Source organism: Sphingomonas crusticola (assembly GCF_003391115.1).
GTDB lineage: Bacteria > Pseudomonadota > Alphaproteobacteria > Sphingomonadales > Sphingomonadaceae > Sphingomonas_I > Sphingomonas_I crusticola.
Genome location: NZ_QTJP01000001.1, coordinates 1 through 22652, shown reverse-complemented (window position 1 = coordinate 22652; position 22652 = coordinate 1). Strand labels below are relative to the sequence as shown.

21 protein-coding genes and 1 tRNA gene are annotated in these 22652 nt (G+C 64.3%); 13 read left to right on the top strand and 9 right to left on the bottom strand.

Features of this window, described 5'->3' with window-relative positions; genetic code table 11:
* Positions 1-22 precede the first annotated feature (22 nt).
* On the bottom strand, positions 23-1051 hold the full coding sequence (gene ada / locus DX905_RS00105) for a bifunctional DNA-binding transcriptional regulator/O6-methylguanine-DNA methyltransferase Ada (RefSeq protein WP_116092206.1): 1029 nt from the start codon (positions 1049-1051) through the stop codon (positions 23-25).
* Between the two features lie 413 nt (positions 1052-1464).
* Between ada and DX905_RS00100 the strand changes: the two genes are divergently transcribed.
* The 5 genes from DX905_RS00100 (at position 1465) to DX905_RS00080 (ending at position 6321) form a co-directional block, all read left to right on the top strand.
* Positions 1465-2019: a F0F1 ATP synthase subunit delta gene (locus DX905_RS00100; RefSeq protein WP_116092205.1), complete on the top strand. Its 555-nt coding sequence runs from the start codon at positions 1465-1467 to the stop codon at positions 2017-2019.
* A 2-nt stretch (positions 2020-2021) separates the two neighbouring features.
* Positions 2022-3551 carry a F0F1 ATP synthase subunit alpha gene (atpA, locus tag DX905_RS00095; RefSeq protein ID WP_116089521.1) on the top strand — a complete coding sequence of 510 codons (1530 nt, stop codon included), beginning with the start codon at positions 2022-2024 and terminating at the stop codon, positions 3549-3551.
* Between the two features lie 13 nt (positions 3552-3564).
* Positions 3565-4449 (top strand): F0F1 ATP synthase subunit gamma, encoded by an 885-nt coding sequence (locus DX905_RS00090; RefSeq protein WP_116089520.1) that lies wholly within the window; start codon positions 3565-3567, stop codon positions 4447-4449.
* A gap of 25 nt (positions 4450-4474) precedes the next feature.
* Entirely contained in the window at positions 4475-5938 is a 1464-nt protein-coding gene (gene atpD / locus DX905_RS00085) for a F0F1 ATP synthase subunit beta (protein ID WP_116089519.1), read from the top strand.
* 122 nt (positions 5939-6060) lie between these two features.
* A complete protein-coding gene (locus DX905_RS00080) occupies positions 6061-6321 on the top strand; it encodes an ATP synthase F1 subunit epsilon (RefSeq protein WP_116089518.1) in 261 nt (86 codons plus the stop codon).
* A 45-nt stretch (positions 6322-6366) separates the two neighbouring features.
* Here the strand turns inward: DX905_RS00080 and phaR are convergent, their stop codons facing one another.
* Positions 6367-6933, bottom strand: coding sequence for a polyhydroxyalkanoate synthesis repressor PhaR (gene phaR, locus DX905_RS00075; RefSeq protein WP_116089517.1), 567 nt, complete (start codon positions 6931-6933; stop codon positions 6367-6369).
* Between the two features lie 193 nt (positions 6934-7126).
* On the opposite strand from phaR, the gene DX905_RS00070 reads away from it, so the two are divergent.
* Both DX905_RS00070 and DX905_RS00065 read left to right on the top strand, forming a co-directional pair.
* Positions 7127-8020, top strand: coding sequence for an alpha/beta fold hydrolase (locus DX905_RS00070; RefSeq protein WP_338053745.1), 894 nt, complete (start codon positions 7127-7129; stop codon positions 8018-8020).
* Between the two features lie 30 nt (positions 8021-8050).
* Positions 8051-9226 (top strand): acetyl-CoA C-acetyltransferase, encoded by a 1176-nt coding sequence (locus DX905_RS00065; protein WP_116089515.1) that lies wholly within the window; start codon positions 8051-8053, stop codon positions 9224-9226.
* A gap of 247 nt (positions 9227-9473) precedes the next feature.
* Here DX905_RS00065 and DX905_RS00060 read toward each other — a convergent pair whose 3' ends face one another.
* A complete protein-coding gene (locus DX905_RS00060) occupies positions 9474-11063 on the bottom strand; it encodes an MFS transporter (protein WP_240320658.1) in 1590 nt (529 codons plus the stop codon).
* Between the two features lie 171 nt (positions 11064-11234).
* Between DX905_RS00060 and DX905_RS00055 the strand changes: the two genes are divergently transcribed.
* Positions 11235-11513 (top strand): GNAT family N-acetyltransferase, encoded by a 279-nt coding sequence (locus tag DX905_RS00055; protein WP_116089514.1) that lies wholly within the window; start codon positions 11235-11237, stop codon positions 11511-11513.
* 118 nt (positions 11514-11631) lie between these two features.
* On the top strand, positions 11632-12357 hold the full coding sequence (locus DX905_RS00050) for a prolyl hydroxylase family protein (RefSeq protein WP_116089513.1): 726 nt from the start codon (positions 11632-11634) through the stop codon (positions 12355-12357).
* Between the two features lie 37 nt (positions 12358-12394).
* Here the strand turns inward: DX905_RS00050 and DX905_RS00045 are convergent, their stop codons facing one another.
* From DX905_RS00045 to DX905_RS00025, 5 genes are all read right to left on the bottom strand, one after another.
* On the bottom strand, positions 12395-12952 hold the full coding sequence (locus DX905_RS00045; protein WP_240320657.1) for a L,D-transpeptidase: 558 nt from the start codon (positions 12950-12952) through the stop codon (positions 12395-12397).
* 177 nt (positions 12953-13129) lie between these two features.
* Positions 13130-15784 (bottom strand): two-partner secretion domain-containing protein, encoded by a 2655-nt coding sequence (locus DX905_RS00040; protein WP_240320656.1) that lies wholly within the window; start codon positions 15782-15784, stop codon positions 13130-13132.
* Positions 15784-17445: a ShlB/FhaC/HecB family hemolysin secretion/activation protein gene (locus tag DX905_RS00035; RefSeq protein WP_116089511.1), complete on the bottom strand. Its 1662-nt coding sequence runs from the start codon at positions 17443-17445 to the stop codon at positions 15784-15786. The genes DX905_RS00040 and DX905_RS00035 overlap by 1 nt, the downstream gene beginning before the upstream one ends.
* 533 nt (positions 17446-17978) lie before the next feature.
* Positions 17979-18054 (bottom strand) — tRNA-Ala (locus tag DX905_RS00030).
* Positions 18055-18159: 105 nt separating this feature from the next.
* A complete protein-coding gene (locus tag DX905_RS00025) occupies positions 18160-18585 on the bottom strand; it encodes a TIGR02300 family protein (RefSeq protein ID WP_338053744.1) in 426 nt (141 codons plus the stop codon).
* Between DX905_RS00025 and aroA the strand changes: the two genes are divergently transcribed.
* The 4 genes from aroA to DX905_RS00005 are packed head-to-tail and all read left to right on the top strand — an operon-like array spanning position 18585 to position 21412.
* Positions 18585-19928, top strand: coding sequence for a 3-phosphoshikimate 1-carboxyvinyltransferase (aroA, locus tag DX905_RS00020; protein WP_116092202.1), 1344 nt, complete (start codon positions 18585-18587; stop codon positions 19926-19928). The two genes, DX905_RS00025 and aroA, sit on opposite strands and share 1 nt — an antisense overlap.
* The gene (locus DX905_RS00015; RefSeq protein ID WP_116089509.1) at positions 19925-20179 is read left to right on the top strand and encodes a CBU_0592 family membrane protein; all 255 of its coding nucleotides are present in this window, start codon (positions 19925-19927) and stop codon (positions 20177-20179) included. The genes aroA and DX905_RS00015 overlap by 4 nt, the downstream gene beginning before the upstream one ends.
* Entirely contained in the window at positions 20176-20811 is a 636-nt protein-coding gene (gene cmk, locus DX905_RS00010; protein WP_116089508.1) for a (d)CMP kinase, read from the top strand. The genes DX905_RS00015 and cmk overlap by 4 nt, the downstream gene beginning before the upstream one ends.
* Before the next feature lie 16 nt (positions 20812-20827).
* Entirely contained in the window at positions 20828-21412 is a 585-nt protein-coding gene (locus DX905_RS00005) for a peptidylprolyl isomerase (RefSeq protein WP_116089507.1), read from the top strand.
* Between the two features lie 514 nt (positions 21413-21926).
* Here DX905_RS00005 and DX905_RS15865 read toward each other — a convergent pair.
* The gene (locus DX905_RS15865) at positions 21927-22088 is read right to left on the bottom strand and encodes a hypothetical protein (protein ID WP_162875386.1); all 162 of its coding nucleotides are present in this window, start codon (positions 22086-22088) and stop codon (positions 21927-21929) included.
* Positions 22089-22652 lie beyond the last annotated feature (564 nt).

The window sequence follows — 22652 nt, the reverse complement described above, 5'->3', positions numbered from 1 at the left end:
CATTGTTCGAATATACCCCGCCCTACCCCTCAGCTTTTTCCCGCTCCAGCAATGCCTGCTTGATCGGTAACCCGTAAGCATAGCCGCCAAGGCTGCCGTCGCCGCGCTGGGCGCGGTGGCACGGGATCAGAAGAGCCACCGGATTGGCTCCGCACGCCGATCCCGCTGCCCGGGCTGCGCCGGGCTTACCCGCGCGCGCAGCGAGTGCGGCATAGCTTAATGTCTCCCCCGCCGGCACGCGCGCGAGTTCGCGCCACACCGCCTGCTGGAAGGCGGTGCCGCGCACGTCGAGCGGCAGCGTCATCGCCCGTCCCGGCCTAGCAACGAATGCCACCGCTTCGGCGATCAGCGCCTCCAGCGCGGCACCGCCGGGTTCGATGGCTGCATTGGGGAAATGTTCCCGTAGCTCCGTATCGTCCGGTTCGAACGCCACCCGGCAAATGCCGCGCTCAGTGGCGGCGACGAGCAGCGGCCCGAGATCCGTTTCGGCCACGCCCCAGCGGATTGTCTCGCCGCGTCCGCCGTCGCGCCAGCGCGACGGCGTCATACCGAGCCGGTCGGGCACTTCGGCGTAAAAACGGGCGGGTGCCGCATAGCCGGCGTCATAGAGGGCCGCGGTCACGGTATCGGACTCCTTCAAGGCCTGCTCCGCGCGTTTGGCACGGTGCGCGCGGACGTAGGCAGCGGGCGTAACCCCAGTCGCGCGGCGGAACAGGCGGTGGAAATGATAAGGGCTGTATCCGGCGACGGCAGCCATCCGCTCGAGCGACGGCGGCTCCTCCGCCTCCAGAATAAGCGCTACGGCGCGTGCGATCCCGGCTTCGTCGGCGGCAATTTCGTCCGGTCGGCAACGCATGCAGGCGCGCAGCCCGAAGTCGCGCGCCTCTGCACCGCTGGAGAAGAAACGCACATTTTCCCGCCGGGGATGACGCGCGGCGCAGGACGGACGGCAATAGATGCCGGTTGACAGCACGCCGGTCACGAACCGGCCGTCCGCTGCGCGGTCGCGGTGCAACACCGCATTCCAGCGGGAATCGTCCGGATCAGGCATCGGTAGCGGCGAAGGCGGCTGGATCGAGCCCGCAATATCGTAATCCATGATCAACGTCCTCGGTGTCTAACCCGATCCATCTATGCCCGCTCCGCCCGTCCCGCATCCCGCGTCTTGCTGTCAAACCCGATAGGCTGGAGCAGCAACACACCACCTTGGCGGATCGTCGTGGTTCGGATCAGGCAGACGTCGCCCGCTTATCCTCCGGCTCGCTCGGCCGGCTTCACGACTTCCCGCATGCCGTTATGGCAGGGATGGCATGCAGATAACCGACATTTGGCGGTTGCTTGCCTTGCATTCCGCGGCGCCCGTTGCTAGTCGGCGCGCGACCGAAGTGGGTGGCCATCCGGCGCGCCCGCTTTCGCCTTGCCCAGTTGGCGCGGGGCACCACGAAATCAGGGGACGACGAGCGCGTGGAGTATTCCGGCGGCATACAGGCAAGTCTTAGCGGCCGCTACGCGACTGCCTTGTTCGAGCTCGCCCGCGACGAGGGCAAGCTCGAGCAGGTTGGCGCCAGCCTCGCGACGCTCAAGCAGGCTTTGGCCGATTCGGACGATCTGAAGGCTCTGGTCGCCAGTCCGCTGGTGAGCCGCACCGATGCTGCCAAGGCGGTCGCGCAACTGGCCGGCCCGCTTCAGCTCGATCCGCTCACTGCCAATTTCCTCGGCGTGCTGGCGCACAATCGCCGGCTCGGCGCGCTCGGCGCGATCATCCGCGACTTCAATTTGTTGTCGGCGCGGCATCGCGGCGAAACGAACGCTCAGGTGATCACCGCCCACCCGCTCGACTCGGGGCAGATGGCGGCGCTTACCGCGCGCCTCAAGTCGATCGTCGGCAGCGAAGTCGCGGTCGACGCGACCGTCGACCCCAAAATTCTTGGCGGACTGATCGTCCGCCTCGGCAGCCGTCAGATCGACGGCTCGATCCGCACTAAATTGAACGCACTCGCGACTGCGATGAAAGGTTGAACATGGAAATCCGCGCGGCAGAAATCTCCAAGGTCATCCGCGACCAGATTGCGGGCTTCGGCACCGACGCCGAGGTGTCCGAGGTAGGCTCGGTCCTGTCGGTCGGTGACGGCATCGCGCGCATCCACGGCCTCGATAATGTCCAGGCCGGCGAGATGGTCGAGTTCGCCAACGGCGTGCAGGGCATGGCGCTCAACCTTGAAGCCGACAATGTCGGCGTCGTGATCTTCGGCTCGGACGCCGAGATCAAGGAAGGCGATGTCGTCAAGCGCACGCAGACAATCGTCGACGTTCCGGTCGGCAAGGCGCTGCTCGGCCGCGTGGTCGACGGCCTCGGGAATCCGATCGACGGCAAGGGCCCGATCGCGACGACCGAGCGCAGCCGCGTCGAGGTCAAGGCGCCCGGCATCATCCCGCGTACGTCGGTCCATGAGCCGGTCCAGACAGGTCTCAAGGCACTCGACGCGCTGGTTCCCGTGGGCCGTGGCCAGCGCGAGCTCATCATCGGCGACCGCCAGACCGGCAAGTCCGCCGTCGCGATCGACACGTTCATCAATCAGAAGGCTGCCAACGCTGGCGATGACGAGAGCAAGAAGCTTTATTGCATCTACGTCGCGGTCGGCCAGAAGCGCTCGACCGTCGCCCAGTTGGTGCGCACGCTCGAAGAGAATGGCGCGATGGAATATTCCATCGTCGTCGCCGCGACCGCGTCCGAGCCTGCCCCGCTGCAGTTCCTCGCGCCCTATACGGGCTGCGCGATGGGCGAATATTTCCGCGACAACGGCATGCACGCCGTCATCGTCTATGACGATCTGTCCAAGCAGGCAGTGGCCTATCGCCAGATGTCGCTGCTGTTGCGCCGTCCGCCGGGCCGCGAGGCCTATCCGGGCGACGTCTTCTACATCCACTCGCGTCTGCTCGAGCGCTCCGCCAAGATGAACGAGGCCAACGGCTCGGGCTCGCTGACCGCACTGCCGATCATCGAGACGCAGGCCGGTGACGTGTCCGCTTATATTCCGACCAACGTGATTTCGATCACCGACGGCCAGATCTTCCTGGAGACCGATCTGTTCTACCAGGGTGTGCGTCCGGCGATCAACGTCGGCCTCTCGGTCAGCCGCGTCGGCTCGGCCGCGCAGACCAAGGCGATGAAGAAGGTCGCCGGCTCGATCAAGCTGGAGCTGGCGCAATATCGCGAAATGGCGGCGTTCGCGCAGTTCGGCTCGGATCTCGATGCTTCCACCCAGAAGCTGCTGAATCGTGGCGCGCGGCTGACTGAGCTGCTCAAGCAGCCGCAATTCCAGCCGCTGCCGTTCGAGGAGCAGGTGGCCTCGATCTTCGCCGGCACCAACGGCTATATCGACACGATCCCGGTGACCGATGTCGTGCGCTACGAGGCCGGCTTGCTGGCCGACCTGCGCGCCAATCATGCCGATGTGCTCGGCGCGATCCGCGACAGCAAGGATTTGAGCGACGATACCAAGGCGAAGCTCAAGGGCGCGCTCGACCAGTTCGCCAAGACGTTCGCGTAAGGCATAAGCTCCGATGGCCAGCCTCAAGGCACTTAAAAACCGGATCAGCTCGGTCAAATCGACCCAGAAGATCACCAAGGCGATGAAGATGGTCGCCGCCGCCAAGCTGCGCCGTGCGCAGCAGGCGGCCGAGGCTGGGCGCCCTTATGCCGAGCGGCTCAATGCCGTGATGGCGAGCCTCGCTTCGAAGGTGACAGTGGGCCCGAACAGCCCCAAGCTGCTCGCCGGAACCGGATCCGATCGCAAGCACCTGCTGGTGGTCGCAACGTCCGAGCGCGGCCTTGCGGGTGCGTTCAATACCAACATCGTCCGCGCCGCCCGCCGCACCGCCGACACCCTGATCTCTCAGGGCAAGGACGTGCGCTTCTATCTGATCGGCAAGAAGGGGCGCGCCGTCCTCCAGCGCCTCTACCCGGGCAAGATCGTCCATCAGGTCGACCAGACCCACATCAAGAACGTCGCGTTCACCGACGCGCTCGAAGTGGCCAAGGACCTGACCGCGCGGTTTGAGGCTGGCGAGTTCGACGTCGCGCACCTGTTCTACGCCAAGTTCCAGTCGGCGTTGGTTCAGATCCCAACCGAGCAGCAGATCATCCCGGTTCCGCTGCCGGCGAACGATCCGGCCCCGGCCAACGCCGCGACCGCAGCGGTTGAATATGAGCCCGACGAGGAGGAAATCCTCGCCGCCTTGCTGCCGCGCAATATCGCGATCCAATTGTTCCGCGCGATGCTGGAAAATGCCGCATCCGAGCAGGGCAGCCGCATGAACGCGATGGACAATGCAACGCGCAATGCGGGCGACATGATCAATCGTCTCACCATTCAGTATAACCGCACCCGCCAGGCCGCGATCACGACCGAACTGGTGGAAATCATCTCGGGCGCCGAAGCGCTCTAAGTATCCGACAAGGCAAGGAAAGATAATGGCAACCGCCCCCGCAATCTCCGTCGGCACGAACAATGTCGGCCGCATCGCCCAGGTGATCGGCGCCGTCGTCGACGTATCGTTCGACGGCGAGCTGCCGGCGATCCTGTCCGCGCTCGAGACGCGCAACAACGGCAACCGGCTGGTGCTGGAAGTCGCGCAGCATCTCGGCGAGAGCACCGTCCGCACGATTGCGATGGACTCGACCGAGGGCCTGACCCGGGGCCAGGAAGTGACCGACACCGGCAGCCAGATCACGGTGCCGGTCGGCCCGATGACGCTCGGCCGCATCCTCAACGTCATCGGCGAGCCGATTGACGAGCGCGGCCCGGTCAATTCGCAGACCCACTCCCCGATCCACGCCGCGGCGCCCGCTTTCGTCGATCAGTCGACCGAGAGCAGCATCCTCGTCACCGGCATCAAGGTCATCGACCTGCTCGCGCCTTATGCGCGCGGCGGCAAGATCGGCCTGTTCGGCGGCGCCGGCGTGGGCAAGACCGTGCTGATCCAGGAGCTGATCAATAACATCGCCAAAGGCCATGGCGGCGTTTCGGTGTTCGCCGGCGTGGGCGAGCGTACGCGTGAAGGCAACGACCTTTATCACGAATTCCTCGACGCAGGCGTCATCGCCAAGGACGCCGACGGCAATCCGACGCCCGAAGGCTCCAAGGTTGCACTTGTGTTCGGCCAGATGAACGAGCCGCCGGGCGCGCGTGCCCGGGTGGCGCTTTCCGGTCTCGCCAATGCCGAATATTTCCGCGACGTCGAAGGCCAGGACGTTTTGTTCTTCGTCGACAACATCTTCCGCTTCACGCAGGCGGGTTCGGAAGTGTCGGCTTTGCTCGGGCGTATCCCGTCGGCGGTGGGCTATCAGCCGACGCTGTCGACCGACATGGGCGCGCTGCAGGAGCGTATCACCTCGACCAACAAGGGCTCGATCACCTCAGTTCAGGCCATCTACGTGCCCGCGGACGATTTGACCGATCCGGCGCCGGCAACCTCCTTCGCCCACTTGGACGCGACGACGACGCTGAGCCGCGCCATTTCCGAGCTTGGCATCTATCCGGCAGTCGATCCGCTGGATTCGACCAGCCGCGTGCTTACCCCCGCGGTCGTAGGCCAGGAACATTACGAGACGGCGCGCGGCGTGCAGGAAGTGCTGCAGCGTTATAAGTCGCTGCAGGACATCATCGCCATCCTCGGCATGGACGAGCTGTCGGAAGAAGATAAGCTGACCGTGCAGCGTGCACGCAAGATCCAGCGCTTCCTCAGCCAGCCGTTTCACGTCGCCGAAGTGTTCACCGGCATTCCCGGCAAGTTCGTGCAGATCGAAGACACGATCAAATCGTTCAAGGCGGTCGTGAACGGCGAATATGATCACCTGCCCGAATCCGCTTTTTACATGGTTGGCGGAATCGAAGAGGCGGTCGAGAAGGCCAAGAAAATGGCCGACGCCGCATAATATTTAGCTCCCCTCCCGCTTGCGGGAGGGTCGGAGGAGGGGTGGGCCTGCACGGGTCTTCCTCTCCGCCTCGCGCTCCCCTCCCCGACCCCTCCCGCAAACGGGAGGGGGGAGATTTAAAGATGCTGCATTTCGAACTGGTAACGCCTGAAAAACTGCTCCGCTCGGAGGAGGTCTATATGGTGGTCGTCCCCGGCACGGAGGGCGAGTTCGGTGTGCTTGAAGGCCACGCTCCGGTGATGGCGATCATCCGTCCCGGCGACCTGACTATCTTCTCGAGCGTCAATACGGTCGCCGCGCGCATCCATGTCGAAGGCGGCTTTGCCGAGGTCAGCGAGCGCGGCCTTACCGTGCTCGCTGAGGCGGCGAGCGAAGTCGCTTAATCCGGCGCTTTATCAAGGCCGCAGACGTCGCCTGGCGACGCAGGCCTATTTGGCGAGCTTATCGAGCTTGGCCTGCAACGTCGCCAATTGATCCTTCAACGTTGAAAGATCGTCGTCCTTGGCCGGCGCGGGAGCCGCAGGGGCGACATAGTCATCGTCTCCCACCGCAGGCACCTTGAAGGCCTTCGCGGCGGCTTCGAAGATTTCCATGTTGCGCTTGGCGATCTCGGCGAACGGGCCGCCGGCAAAGGTGCCTTCGATCGCCTGGCGAAATTGGCTCTGATTGCGGCGGAACGCCTCCATCGAGGCCTCGAGATATTGCGGCACCATCGACTGCATCGAATCGCCATACAGCGAGATCAGCTGGCGCAGGAAGCTGACCGGCAGCATCGTCTGGCCGCGATTTTCCTCTTCCATGATGATCTGGGTGAGGATGTTGTGCGTGATATCGTCTTCGCTCTTGGCGTCGATCACCTTGAAGTCGCGCCCGTCCCGCGTCATCTGCGCGAGATGCTCCAGCGTGATATAGCTCGATGACTCGGTATTATACAGCCGGCGGTTGGCGTACTTCTTGATTATGACCGTTCCCGAAGCCTCGGACGATTTCGCCATACCCATGCCACCTCCCAATGGTGACATCGTCGTAGCATCGATTCTTGATGCAGCGCAACACAGACCGCGGCCGCTGCCTCTTTTCTTAAGTATGTTGCGCAGCGAAACCACAGGTCAGCCCGACCGCACCGCAGCAGCACTGGCCGGTTTGCGTGCTTATCAGCAGGCTGATCGCACTGCCGCGGCGACACCGATGCCAATAATTGGCCGCGCGGGACGGGCATCATTACGCGATTTCGGCGGCGATGGTCCGGCCGTCTTGTTCATACCATCCCTCATCAATCCGCCCGACGTGCTGGATCTTGACGCCGAACGTTCGCTGCTGCGCTGGCTGGCTACCCAGGGCTTGCGACCCTTGCTGATCGATTGGGGGACGCCTGTACCCGGTGAGCACGACCTTTCCGTCGCCGGTCATGTCGAGACGATGTTGCTGCCGCTCATCGACGGCGTAGGGGCACCGGTGGCATTGGCGGGATATTGCCTGGGCGGGACGATGGCGCTGGCGGCGGCGGCCTTGCGTCCGGTTACGGCGCTGGCACTGCTGGCAACGCCCTGGCGCTTTGCCTGCTATCCCGACAAAACACGAAGAGCACTGAACGAACTGTGGCAGGCGGCCGAACCGGCGACGGACGCGCTCGGACTGTTGGCGATGGAAGTGCTGCAGGCGGCGTTCTGGCGGCTCGACCCCAAGCGCACCATCGCCAAATATGAAGCTCACGGCGGCCGCGACCCCGACGATCCCGCCGCGCGTTCGTTTGTGCGGCTGGAGGATTGGGCCAATGACGGCCCTCCCCTCACCCGTGGCGCGGCGCGCGAATTGTTCATCGATTTGTTCGAGCGGGACCTGCCTGGCAAAGGGGAATGGCAGGTGGACGGGACCGTCATCGACCCGGCAAAATTGGCCATGCCGGTGCTTGAGATAGCCTCGACCACCGACCATATCGTGCCGGCGGCCACCACGCCCGGCATCGGCGAACGGATCGATCTTTCGCTCGGTCATGTTGGGATGATCGTCGGCGGCCGCGCCAGATCCTCTTTGTGGGAGCCGCTCGCCCGGTGGCTTTCGCAATCAACACAGCCGCGCTAGGCGCGTTTTCACATCCGAGCAGGAGCATCCATGACCGAAGTCGTCATCACCGCCGCCAAGCGAACCCCCGTCGGCAGCTTCCTCGGCCATTTCGCCAATACGCCGGCACATGAACTGGGCCGCACCGCCATCGTGGCGGCACTGGCGCAGGCGGGCGTGGACGGCGCGGACGTCGACGAGGTCATCCTTGGCCAGGTGCTGACGGCCGGCCAAGGCCAGAATCCCGCGCGCCAGGCATCGATTGGCGCGGGCGTGCCCAAGGAAGTTCCGGCCTGGAGCGTGCAGCAGGTGTGCGGATCGGGCTTGCGCTCGGTTGCGGTCGCGGCACAATCGATCATTGCCGGCGATGCCACGATCATCGTCGCCGGTGGGCAGGAGAATATGTCGATGAGCCCGCATGCGCAGGCCCTGCGCGGCGGCCAGAAGATGGGCAATCTGGAGTTGGTCGACACGATGATCAAGGATGGCCTGACTGACGTCTTCAACGGCTATCATATGGGTATCACGGCCGAAAATCTGGCCGAGCGCTATCAGATCACGCGCGAGGCGCAGGACGAATTCGCCTGTGCCAGCCAGAATAAGGCGGAGGCCGCGCGCCGCGAGGGCCGCTTCGATGCGGAGATCGCGCCGGTGACGATCAAGGGCCGCAAGGGCGATATTGTCGTCGACAAGGATGAGTTCATCCGCGAAGGCGTCGTCGTCGCGAGCCTTTCCGGTCTCCGCCCCGCTTTCAAGAAAGAGGGATCGGTCACAGCTGCCAATAGCTCGGGCCTCAACGACGGTGCCGCGGCGTTCGTCATGATGTCGTCGGACGAGGCCGCCAAGCGCGGCTCCACCGTGCTCGCCCGCATCAAGAGCTGGGCGTCGACCGGCGTCGATCCCGCGATCATGGGCATCGGCCCGGTCTCGGCGACGAACAAGGCGCTGGAGAAAGCGGGCTGGACGTTCGACCAGCTTGACCTGATCGAGGCTAACGAGGCCTTCGCCGCGCAGGCATTGGCGGTCGGCCAGGAGCTTGGGTGGGATCCGGCCAAGGTCAACGTCAATGGCGGCGCGATCGCGATCGGCCACCCAATCGGCGCGTCCGGCGCCCGCATCCTGACCACGCTAATCTACGAGATGGAGCGCCGCAACGCCAAGAAGGGCCTCGCTACGCTTTGCATCGGCGGCGGCATGGGCATCGCCGTCTGCGTCGAGCGAGACTGATCCGTTAATGTAGCGGCGGGCTCTGCTTTGGCCTGCCTTTGGACTGATCCCCGGCGTTATCGAGTGCGGCTCCAGGATCAGGCTGCGGCGACTTTGACGGCGATCCGACGCGAGCGTCGCGGTTGACGCCGTCGATATCGGAATGGGGTGTGGCTGCGGGTGGCTTGGCCATGGGCTGATCCTTCTTGTCTATTCGACGAACGCGCAAGCCGAAGCTTGGTCGCATTTCAGGCTAACATGCCGCGATCTAAGCGAATTCGGCATGCCCGATTTGGCCGCTATCGGCGTCGAGGTCGCGCAAGTCGCTGCCGCGCGTCTCGCGCCCGAACCAAGAGACCAGGACCATCGACAGCGCCGCCGGGATCATGATCAGCCCGGCAGACAACCCCATCGCCAACGCCACACCGGAGATGGTCAGCGCCTGTGCGATCAGGCCGCCGCCCTTGGTGCAGGCGGCAACCCAGCCGGTCGCACGACCGCGCACGCGCAGTGGGAAGCTCTCCGCCGCATAGGGGAGAACAATCGCGATGATGCCGTTGGACCCTACGATCAGCAAAGCTACCGGCAGCACCGGGCTTCCACCGACCCCGACTTCCAGGCGGAGCACGCCGAGCAGCCCGAGCAAGGTCACGCCGACCATCGCCACCAGTGACCATTTGGTACTCCAGCGGCTGTAGAGGAAGGCGGCCACGAACACCGTGGGAAAAGCGATGAGCGCGGATTCCGCGAGCAGCCTGCTCGACACCCCGACCGAATAGCCTTTCGCCACGAGATCGGCCGGCAGCCACAGCAGCAGCCCGAAATTCACCAGCCCCCATGTCAGCGCGCAAATGCTGAGCGCGGCGAGTTTTCCGATCAGCTTCACGCCCGTCAGCGCCACATGGCTCGTGCGCGCCGCCTCCGTTGTGACCGCGCTCATTTTCTTGGCCACCGAGCCGAAGCGCCGCATCACGGCTTCTGCCTCATGCACGCGGCCGCGCGAGATCAGGAACTTCGCGGATTCCGGGATGAGGCCACCCAGCAGCACCAAAGTCAGGCCAGTCGGCAGGTTGACCAGCCACAAGATGCGCCAGCCGAATATCGGCTGCAGCAGGGCTGAAATGCCGCTTGCCGCAAAATATCCCCCGACCGCGCCGAGGCCGCCGACCAGCACCAGGCTCCAGCCGCGATGACGGTTGGGCATCATCTCGGCGAGCAGGGCGTAAGTGACGGGCAGCATGCCGCCGGCGGCGGCGCCCATCATGAAGCACATGCCGATATTCCAGGCGAGGCTCGGCATCGCGCCGCAGATCGAGGTGCCGACAAACATCACCGCGGACAGCAGGATCGACGCCTTGCGTCCGTAAATGTCGGCAATCACCCCCCACAGGAACGAACCCACGACCGTACCCGTTAGGGCGAAGAACGGCACCAGCGACACGGTCGCCTTCGGCACACCATATTCGCTGATCATTCCGGGAACGGTGAAGCCGAGCGAGGCCGGCTTCATCACGTCGATGACCAAGGCCACCACCAGCACCAGCATCAGCCGCCAATGGGCAGCGCTGAGCGGAGCATCCTCAGGCGCGGCGACGACGATGTCGGCGGCAGCGGCGCGCTGCGCCGCCACGTTGCGTGGCAGCAGCCCGTAGGCCGCGACCAGCACACCTGCGATGATCAGCACCATCCCGCCGATCATCAGGCCGTCCATCGGCATGCCGGCGAGATGATAGTGCATCGAGCGGGCCATCGCGAACATCGGCAGATGCGCCAGCACCCCGGCGGTCACGGCAACGCAGCCGAGCGCGAAGGCCCAAACCGCCTGCCGATCCGACATCGTGCTGCTGTCGCCTGCCACTTTCTGTCCCCTGCCTGCTTATTATCGCGCCAGAAGGTCTGCAAAGGTCACGATAGGCAACGCCAAAGGCTGATGGCAGTTGTGCAATGATGGATTTTGTCACGTCGTCCTGCCAATCTGTGGCGCCCACGCTACAAGGTAGAGATGTGCCTACATTATCAGGAGTGAGGCGTGGCCGAGACGGTGACCAATAACGAAGCGAAAAGCCGGTACGAGCTGCACGCTGAAGGCGGTGTCGCCGTTGCTGCTTACGAACGACGCGGCGACGTCGTCGCCTTCACCCATACGATGGTGCCGGAGCAGCTGCGTGGACGCGGGTTGGCGGGAACGCTGGTCAAAGCGGCCCTGGCCGACGTGCGCGATCGCGGACTCAAGATCCTGCCGGAATGTGCGTTCGTCATCGACTATGTCGATCGCCACCCCGAAACGCAGGATCTTCTCGCGCGTTGATCCCGAGCGGGAAAGCCTCGCACACGTTGACAGTCTGCGTCAGGCCCGCGACCGTCAGGTTTGACTTTGCCCATCCGACGCGGCGCGTCGGTAAACCTCTCGCGGAAGAACGGGCAGCATGAAAGATCATCAGTCCGTAGGCCAAGCCGCCGCAAACGTCCCGGGGGCTAGCCATGCGGGTTTGCGCGATGGCCCCACGGAAGCTGGGCAGCGCGAGGATGCGGCGGTAACCGTTCGCGAGCGGATTGCCGCCTTCCCCAGGTCGACCCGCCTTCCGACGGAGAGGTTCGAACTTTACATTGTCCGCGACTTCCTCACACCCGAGGAGTGCGCGCAGCTGATCGCCCTGATCGATGCCAATCGGATACCTTCGCCAGTCGTCTCGGATGACCCCGTCCCGGCCTATAGGACGAGCGAAACCTGTTATCTTTACCCGGCGGACCCGGTCGCGGCGGTCGAAGCCAGGCTGGATCGACTCACCGGCATAGACGCGGTGCAGGGCGAACTCCTGCAGGGTCAGCGCTACGCCGTCGGCCAGGAGTTCAAGCCTCACCACGATTTCTTTCACACCAACCAGCTCTATTGGCGGGAGCAGGTAATCATTGGCGGCCAGCGAACCTGGACGGCGATGGCGTTCCTCAACGAACCCGAAGCCGGGGGGCAGACGAACTTCCCGTCAGCGGGCATCATGATCGCGCCTAAACCCGGTAATCTGCTCGTGTGGAACAACATGGACGCGCTGGGATCGCCGAACGAGGTTTCCCTGCACCAGGGAATGCCGGTCGAGCTGGGGGTCAAATATATCCTGACGAAATGGTATCGGGAACGCCGCTGGGGCAGCTAGCCTGAAAGCCGCTTTAGCTGCCCGCCCCTGCCAGCCATCACGGTGAATTTGGTGCGCGGCCGGGAACTTTGCCCGCCTGGTGCAGCGCCATCGGGAAGACATCGCGCAGCGGCTTCGTTTCCGGCAGGATATAGACAATGCCGACGGTGGCCTTGAAGGCGGGGGCGACGACATTGTCGTAAAATGCCGCGGGCACATTGACGCAGCCGAATGAAATGCGGTTGTCGCGGGAAGTCGCGGACGCCAGCCGCTGCGCGCGATGATCCTGAAGTCTGCCGACGATCACGCGGTGCAATGAAATCGCGGCATCATAATCGATCCACAATATGTCCTGCTCGAAATCCCGCCCCAGCGCGGCGACGAACCGGCCGGCAGGTGTGGTACGCTCGCCCGGCGTAATGGTCGCTAACTTGCGCTGCCCGATGCCGGGAACGCTCTCGTCACCGCGTGCCATGCCAAGCAGTGCCGGCGCTGCGCCGCGCAACTCGCCCTTCCGATCGAACAGGAACACGCGGGCGTCGACCTTGTCGATGATCACGAACGGCAATCCGTGATTGTCGCCCGAGGCGGTCACCCAGCTGAGGATCTCCCGCACGTCCGCCGACGCCGTCTCCGGGTGGAAGACGGCTTGGCGCGTTGGCGAAGCAGGACGTGCAGGCACAGATCCAGCGCACGCCACATTGAGGGTGAATGCGGAAATCACGAGGAGCATCAATCGCGATGGTCGATTCCCCCCGGCTGGGCGGGCCGCTCGATTTGCCGACACGTGCACCTAATGGCGCGCTTGCTTGCGCGGGTACACCGGAACGACCGGCGCCGGCACGTCCGGAACGGCGGGACTTACCGGCCGCTGCTCTACCACCGGAATGGCCTCGGGCGCGGGCGCCGGCATCCTGACGCCCCCTTCCAGCACGGCGAGCTCCACACCGCCGGGAACTGCGACTGCGACCGGGGCAATGCCAATGAGCGGGACGGTTATCACTTCGAAGGGCACGGGTGCGGGTGCCGGAGCTGGCGCCGGTGCGGGTGCCGGAGCTGGGGCTGGGGCTGGGGCTGGGGCAGGTGCCGGTGCTGGAGCCGGTGCTGGAGCCGGCGCTGGGGCAGGTGCTGGTGCAGGAGCAGGAGCCGGCGCGGGAGCTGGCGCAGGCGCTGGTGCAGGCGCAGGCGCAGGCGCTGGCGCAGGCGCTGGAGCTGGAGCTGGAGCCGGGGCTGGCGCTGGCGCTGGTGCAGGCGCAGGCGCTGGCGCTGGTGCAGGAGCCGGCGCTGGGGCAGGTGCTGGTGCAGGAGCTGGTGCAGGCGCAGGAGCTGGCGCTGGGGCCGGTGCAGGCGCTGGAGCTGGAGCTGGAGCCGGGGCTGGCGCAGGAGCCGGCGCTGGCGCGGGCGGCGCCGCGCTGATGGTACCCGTGGTCCGTGTCGGCAAGCCGCAACAAGAAACGGCCAGCGCATATTGGCTCGCATTGGGGCCGATGAGACTGTAACCGGAATAGGTTATGCCGATGTTGTTGCCCGGGGCAGCGCTGTCGAACGTCGCCGTAGCACCCGGATCTACGGAAAGAAGCACGCCCGCGGGCAGGCCAGAAATACCGTCGGCCTTGAGGCCCGTCAGCGACGTCGCGGTCGTGCCGTCCTCCACCTTGTTCACCGTCGGATATACCAGCATGTGCTGCGTGATCGTGGTGCCGGGAATGAAGTTGAGCGAGTAATCAGTCGGCACCGTATAAGAGACCGGGTTGTAGTTGATCACCACCGGCGCGTTGGTCACGGTAGCTTGTGGACCGGAGAAGGCCAGCGTCCCGCCCGCAAGTCCGGGGCCGGCACCGGCATTGCCGGTGATGATCATCATGCCGGTAGGCAGGCCCAAGCTCTGCGAGGCAATGGCGGCGCCGCGCGTCATCGTCACTGTCCCGCTGATGCGGACGTCGAAGCCTGCGCAGATCATGAGGTTGCCATCGGTGATCGTCAGGACACCGACATTCACGTTGCGGCCCGAACTCAGGAGCACGCTGCCATTGGTCGTCGTAATCGCGGCATTGATATTGGCGTCGCGACCGCAGCACACCACGACATTGCCGTTGGTCGCGCTGATCGGCGCGTTGACGTTGACGTCGCGAACGGCGTTGAAGCGCAAGGTGGTAGTGTTGGACGACGCGGTCCACGCCACCGCGTCATTGACGAAGATGTCGCCATTGCCGACCACCGCGGTGTTGCGCGTCGAGAGCGGCGGAGCACCCGCCACGTCGGTATCGGGGCCAGTGTCGGTGGTGATGGTAACGCTGTTGGTGACCAGCAGCGCGGAGAGCGTCGCCCCCGATATGTTGCCCCCGGCGCCGATGATGAAATCCTGCGGATCGATCAGCCAGGTACCGGTTATGCCCTTAGGCGCGACGGTGGTGATACGGGATTCGCTGGCGATGTTCACGTTGGCCGCGGAGGTCTCGACGAAACCACCATTGCCGCCGGCCGGCGCGCTGGCATCGAGCACGCCGCTCATGTTCATCGTCCCGCTCTGCATATCACCGAGCAACTTGATGACGCCGCTGCGATTCTCGAGCGTCTGGGCCTCGATCACGCCGTTGTTGTTGACGACAGTGTGAAGCAAGGCGCCGGCGGCCTGCGCCGTCATCAGGACGGTGCCGCCGTTGGCGCGGATGAGCCCGCCATTTTGCACGAGCGCGTTTACCGCCCCCTTGTCGATGGCGACGTTGAGCAGCCCGTCACCGGCTACGTCGAGCGTGATCGACTCCCCCGCCGCAAGCACGACCGTGCCCATGTTAGCCTGGATCACGCCCTGGTTGCTGACGGTAGCGCCGAGCAAGGCGACATAGCCGCCGTCTGCCTTGATCGATCCCTCGTTGCGAATCGTCCCGCCCGCGCCCGCGAACTTATAATGGCCCGTCATGAAATCGGCGTCGGAAAGGTTGAGCGTCGAAGCCACCAAACCGCCGACATTCACGTTGGCGCCTTTACCGAACAGGATGCCGTTGGCGTTGACCAGGAATATCTTGCCGTTCGCAGACAGGTTGCCGAGGATCACCGACGGATCGGCACCGGTCACGCGGTTGAGCGCGACGGCATGACTGTTGGGCTGGACGAAGACGACGCTGTTGTCCTTGCCGATCGAGAAACCCTGCCAGTTGATCGCCGCCGACTGGCTCGACTGGGTAACGGTAACGTTGTTCGCGCCGGTGGCGATATTTGCGACACCCGCGCTGACCGAACCGCCGGAGGGCAAATTCTGTGCATGAACGGTCGACGGCAGCGAAGCCGCCAGGCCGAAAGCGGCAAGGCAAGCGAAACGCGCGAGGCCCGTCGAGGCGAATAAGGCACTCGCGTTATGGGGCGAGGCGGGACGCTTGGCGGAGAAGTTGATCATCTTGCTGTCCTTCGATGCGCGAGTAGCTGCGGCCGTGCTGTTGCGGCGGGTCATCAGAACAGCTTCGATATCTGGAACCAGAAACGTCCGGATCTGTCTGGGCCGGACGTCACCTTTTCATCGCCAAGGCGACGGGCATAGCTCGCACGCAGGGCCAGACCATGCGGGCCGAACCAATTCACGCCGCCGCCGAAGCCGCTACGGCTCGCGTGGTTAGATCCGACGAACCACGGATTGTGGGCGTAGCGCACCTCTCCCGTGTCGATGAACCCGATCAGCTGGAAATGACCCGGCAGGCCGGGCGTCCATCGATCGAGATTGAGCCGCGGCTCGATCGTCGCGACATAGCCGGTGTCGCCATAGGCCTCGCCTTCCGGATAGGCCCGCACAGCATAGGCGCCGCCGAGCTCCATCTTTTCCGAACTGTCGAGATTGTTGAAGGCGACCTGACCCCGCACGGCGCCGTAGACGGTGAAGGAGCCACTGATCGTCTGCAGCCGGGCCACCGAAGCCTGGAATTTGCCGAAGCCGCCGCCGCTGCGCGCGGTCAATCTGTCGGCTGCGCGCTCGAGCGGGTCCTTGAAATGAAGGTTGCCGAAGCTCATGCCAGCCGAGAAGCTGTTCCATCCGCTGCTGTCGCGCGTATCGCCGCTGAGGCCGAGCGTGACCGCCCCGCTGTTTCGCCGCGATCGCGTATCGGTGACGCCGATATCGTCCTCGAGCAGTTTATAATCGAGGCTGGCGAGCGCGTAGAGATTGGCATTGCGCGAGCGGATCAGCGGATAGCTGGCAAACACGCTAAAGATGTCGGCCTTGCCTTGCGCATCGAGCGCATTGAATTCGCGACCGAGCTCATAACGCAGATGCGTATAGGCCGCACCGACAGTAAGATTGCCGACCGGAGCCTGATAAGCGACGCGGCCATAGCCGAGCCCGCCGCTCGAACCGAGCACGCGAAGGCTGAGCACGTCGCCAATGCCTGCAGGATTGTTGACATAGAGGCTGCCGCCGAGGCGGTAGGTGCCGGTGTAACGATTGCCGGCATTGTCCGCCTCGACGCTGCCGGTGACACTGCGTGCTGGTGCGATATCGACGATCAAATCGGACGTGCCGACCGCCGCGCCGGGGGCGAGGGTCGATTTCACCCGAACGCCCGGAACGTCCGACAGCAACAACAGCCGTCGCTCGAGCGGCGCGGTGGCGACGATATCGCCGCTGTCCAAGCCGGACAGGATGCTCAGTGCACGCTGATCAGCAAGCCTGGTCGTGTTTCGGACATCGATCTTGCCGTAACGGCCTTCGATCACGGCAATCGTCACCGAGCCTGCGCTGACGTTCTGCTCGGGCACATAGGCCTGAGCGAGAAAATGACCGCGCGCGTTGTAGAAATCCGAAATCCTGGCCGCTGCGTTGCGGAGTTCGCCGAGCGTCATGGTGCGGCCGGGCAGAAAACCGGTAGCCGCGATCAATTCCGCTTCGGGATATAGCGTTTGACCGGTTACGTGCAGGGCATCGACCCGAACAGCCGGCCCCCCCACCTCCGACGCAAGTGACGCGCTCGGCCGATCGAAACTGATATCGGGAGCCGCTTTCGCAGGCACGGGCGGTGGCGGGATCTGCTGAAGCTGAACGCCGACGCCGGGTGGTGCCTGCTGCGCCACAGCGGCCTGAGCGGTAGCGGCAGCCGCCACCGCGAATAGGGATTTCTTGAACATCTTGATCTCGACGCCGCGCGGGTGGGGACGCAGACCTCGTCACGCAGCGGTGAGAGCATCCACGTAGCAAGCCATTGATAACAAGCGCAGCATCGCCCCAGCGCTTGAGGATCTCTCTATCTTAGAAGATCTTCATTAACAAAAACTAAACAAGGATATATATCGTTCCGAGCAAAACTAATTTAGTTGATCCGTGTATATTTAACACACCGTTATTGGTTAATGTTCAATGTTTAGTCGGATCATCATCACGGGGCAGAATAGCTGAATATCGTGTCATTTATTCAGATATACGGCCTCTATGTACATCCGTAATGGATGTAACCGGCCAGCCCGGACGATAAGAAGATGCTTCTACGGAGGCCAAGACCGTGAGCAGCGATACGATTATGCCGCGCGAGGTCTGCTCCGCGATCCGCGAAGCGATGCGCGCGTGGTTGCAGTGCGTGCCGACAGCGGACGCATTTCAGACGACGACGTGACGGTCGACGCAAGCTTCAGCGGAGCTTCGCTCGGAATATGGGAGCAGAGGTTGGTGGAGCCGTGGGGGATCGAACCCCAGACCTTCGCAATGCCATCGCGACGCTCTCCCAGCTGAGCTACGGCCCCATACCTTTTGCCGGCCCTGGGATGGCGCCGGCGGCGTTTGAGGGCCGCGCCTTAGATCAGGCGCGGCGCTCGTGCAAGCGGGCGAAAACGCCCGATACAGCAGATTTAGTGGTCTTCTTCTTTCTCGCCGGTGTCGACGCCGATATCGTCGTCACCGCCCAGATCGACATCGTCGTCCGCGCTCGGCTCTTCATCCTCGTCGACATCCAGATCCTCGGCGAGATCGGCGTCCTCGGTCTCCTTCTGCGCGGCCGGCTTGGGCGCGTCGAAGGGCATGGGCTGCTTCGACTTGAGCACGGTCTCCGCTTCGAAGTTGGTGCCGCATTCGACGCAGGAGATGGGATCGTCCTTGCCGAGATCGTAAAAGCGCGTGCCGCACTTGGGGCAAGAGCGCTTGGTGCCCCATTCAGGTTTCACCACAGGTAAAGCTCCGATAAAAGAGAGGAAGGCGATCCGGCCCCGGTAAGGTGGATCAGCCCGACGCCGCGCGCCTTGCCACGGGCCGGAGCCGCTGGCAAGGACCGCCGCCAATGCACCAGATGGCCCCCTCCCCCGCGGCGTTCAAGAGTGCGGGGCCGCTTTCCGGCCGCGTACGCGTTCCCGGCGACAAATCGATTTCGCATCGATCGCTGATGTTGTCGGCGCTCGCGGTCGGTACCAGCACGGTCGAAGGCCTGCTGGAGGGCGAGGACGTGCTCGCCACGGCCGCGGCAATGCGGGCGATGGGTGCGCAGATCGAACGGGGGGCCGATGGGCGCTGGACGATCCAGGGCGTCGGCGTCGGCGGGCTGCTCCAGCCAAGCCAAGCACTCGACATGGGCAATTCCGGCACCTCGACCCGGTTGCTGATGGGGCTGGTCGCGAGCCATCCGATCGTCGCGACTTTTACCGGCGACGCGTCGCTGTCGAAGCGGCCGATGAACCGGGTGATCGAGCCGCTGTCGCTGATGGGCGCGGAATTCACGTCCAGCCCGGGCGGACGGCTGCCGTTGATGCTGCGCGGGATCGCGCCGGCGGTGCCGATCGAATATCGCCTGCCGGTCGCCTCGGCGCAGGTGAAGTCCGCGATCCTGCTCGCCGGGCTGAACACGCCCGGCATCACCCGCGTGATCGAGCCGGTGCCGACGCGCGACCATAGCGAGCGCATGCTGCGTGGCTTCGGCGCGGAGCTGACGGTCGGGATCGATGCCGGCGGCGCGCGGATCATATCGATCCGGGGCGAGGCGGAATTGAAGCCGCAGCATATCGTCGTACCCGGCGACCCCTCGTCGGCCGCCTTCCCGGTGGTCGCGGCGCTGCTGGTGCCGGGATCGGACGTGGTGATCGAGAATGTCGGGCTCAACCCGACCCGCGCCGGCCTGTTCGAGGTGCTGCGGATGATGGGCGGGCGGATCGACTATCTCGACGAGCGCGAGGTGGGCGGCGAACCGGTCGCGGACCTGCACGTGCGCGGATCGGCGCTGACCGGGATCGAAGTTCCGCCCGAATTCGCCCCGAGCATGATCGATGAGTTTCCGATCCTGTTCGTCGCGGCCGCGCTGGCCAAGGGACGCACCGTCACGCGCGGGCTCGAGGAGCTGCGCGTCAAGGAGAGCGATCGGCTCGCCTTGATGGCGAGCGGCCTCGCCCGGCTCGGTGCGCATGTCAAAGAGAGCGAGGACGGTCTTGTAATCGAGGGCACGGACGGTACGCCGCTTGCCGCGAACGGACCGGTGGAAATCGCGGCGGAGCTCGATCACCGGATCGCGATGAGCTTCGCGGTCGCGGGCCTCGCCGCCGCGAACGACGTGATCGTCGATGACATGGCCCCGGTAGCGACGAGCTTCCCGATCTTTACCGAGCTCATGACGTCGCTTGGCGCGACCGCGTCATGATCTTCGACCTCGCCAATATCATTGGCCTGATCGGCAGTGCGATCATGGTGGTCGCCTTTGCCTATTCCAACCTCGCCAAGTCGATGAACCTCGTCCTGTTCAACCTGTTGAACCTCGTGGGCGCGGTGATGCTGGGCGGATCGCTGATGGTGCATTTCAACCTGGCATCGCTGGCGCTGGAGATCGTGTGGGCGGCAATCGCACTGTTCGGGCTGGTCAAGGCGCTGATGGCGCGGGGGGTGCGGACGTGATCATCGCCGTCGACGGACCCGCCGCCTCGGGCAAGGGCACGATCGCCCGGGCGCTGGCGCGCCATTATGGCCTGCCGCATCTCGATACCGGGTTGCTGTATCGTGCGGTCGGGCTCGCGGTGCTGGAGGCCGGAGGCGACCCCGCTTCGGCCAGCGACGCGCTGGAGGCGGCGCATCATCTCAGCAGCGCGCTCGACGATCCTGGCCTCAAGTCCGAGGCCGCGGGCAAGGCGGCCTCGCTGGTCTCGGTCCACCCCGACGTGCGCGCGGCCTTGCTCGACCGGCAGAAGCGCTTCGCCGACCAGCAGGGCGGCGCCGTGCTCGACGGGCGCGACATCGGCACGGTGATCGCGCCGCACGCCGACGCCAAATTATTCGTGACCGCCAGTCCCGAGGTGCGGGCACGGCGCCGCTGCGACGAACTGCTCGGCATGGGACTGGACGTTCATCTCGAGGCGGTGCTGCACGATATACGATCGCGCGACGAGCGCGATTCCGCGCGATCGGCCGCTCCGCTGCGAATGGCCGACGACGCTGCTTTGCTCGATACGAGCGACCTCACGATCGAGCAGGCGGTAGCGGCCGCCATCGCGCTGGCCGAGAACCGGCCGTTCACCGCCGCCAACGATTGATCTTCGGGATTACATTATGACCCGCCTGTATGTTGCTTTCCTGTCCCTGCTTGCCTGCACCGTCGCCCACGCCGCCCCTGCCCCGTTGCCCAAGGTTGCAATCGTCACCAGCGAGGGCATTATCGTGGCGGTATTGGAAGCGAAGCGGGCGCCGATCACGACCGCCAATTTCCTGCGCTATGTCGATGCCAAGAGGTTCGACAACACGACCTTCTACCGCGCGGCGCGCAGCAAGAGTGTGCCCGGCAACGGCCTGATCCAGGGCGGGATCGACCACGACATCCCGAAGACCTTCCTGCCGATCAAGCATGAGCCGACGACCAAGACCGGGCTGCGCCATGTCGGTGGCACGCTGTCGATGGCGCGCAACGAGGTCGGCTCGGCGATGGGCGATTTCTTCATAACGCTCGGCCCCGCCCCCGATCTCGACGCGCGCGGCTCCTATGCCGGCTACGCGGCGTTCGGCCATGTCGTCAGCGGGATCGAGGTCGCCAAGAAGATCCTCGCCAAGCCGACCTTCCCCGGCGGCTATGACTATCTGACGATCGGCCAGAGCATCCGCCAGCGGGTGAAGATCATCACGGTGAAGCGGGTCAAGTAGGCCGCACCGTTCGTCCGGCGAAAAGCGATGTCTGTTGAACCGGATTTTCCGCGTTGTTGGACCATCAACAGCGTGGCGCAATCCGAACGCACTTGCGTGCTATTGGCGGTATATCCGCAACGTCGCGTCCCTCCGCCGGGATGGACGGTGACCGTCCAGGGCCCCGATCCAAGCGGCGCAAAATAAAAAAACATCAGATTCGAACTAGATGATTTTACCGCTCTGGTTCGTTCGTCAGAAAACGCGCTGTTCCGCGAACCGCTTTGGTTAAGCCAACGATGTCAAAGAGCGTATGCAAATCCGGGACGCGCCGGGGGAGTCTCCCGTCGCGTCACGCCTGATACAGATTTGTTCCTGTTTTGTCCAATGAAATCGGGTATGAACACGCCCCGGGCCGAGCAGCCGGCGTCGCGCGGCGTTAAGATAAGGTGGACGCGCTGCGCATGGACGCTCGGACCAGCCGGACTACGTCGCGCGGCGTAAGGATCCAGTGGACGTGGTTCGGCATCAGGCACTAGGCGAGGCACGCCACCCCGTGCGCAGCGCACGCCTCCGCGACGAGATCGCGATAGGCCGCATAATCTTCGTCGCTGAAGAACAGCGGCTGGCGGCGGTTGCCGCGCTGCGTGACGTGGTGGGGCACGTCGGGGATCACGAGCCCGGAGAGGCGGGCCATTGCCTTACGCTATGCGTCAGCGTAGTCCGGGTCAATTAGGTATTGTGTCCCCGGAATTCTGCTAGCAGGGAATGTGATGTTCCCTGCTATACGGAAAAGTGCTGAGTCCCCGCGATTGCAAACAGCGTCATATCGACGAGTTTGCATTTCCCTAAGAAACCACCCTCTCAACGACGTTGCCTACAACGGCGATCACCACCACCGCACCAACGAAAGCCCAGCCCAGTCCCTTTCTCCTTCGGTTCAGGGCATATGCGATCGCTGGCACGCCAATCAGGATAGCAATCCCGCCAGCCAGTTCGGTTGTAGTGATCGGCATATCCGGCCTCGCTACCGTTTGCGTTGAGCTGCGTCGTAAGCGTCTCTTGTCGGATGCCAAAACGGCGTAATACCAAGCACTATTAGCGGCAATTCCGGGGACACAATACTCAATTCCCCTTCCGCTTGGGTCCCGGCTTCTGACGCTCGAGGATGCGGCCTGTAGCGCGTTCCAGACGGGCGACGCAATTCCGGGGACGCAATACTCAATTCCGCTTCCGCTTGGGTCCCGGCTTCTGGCGCTCG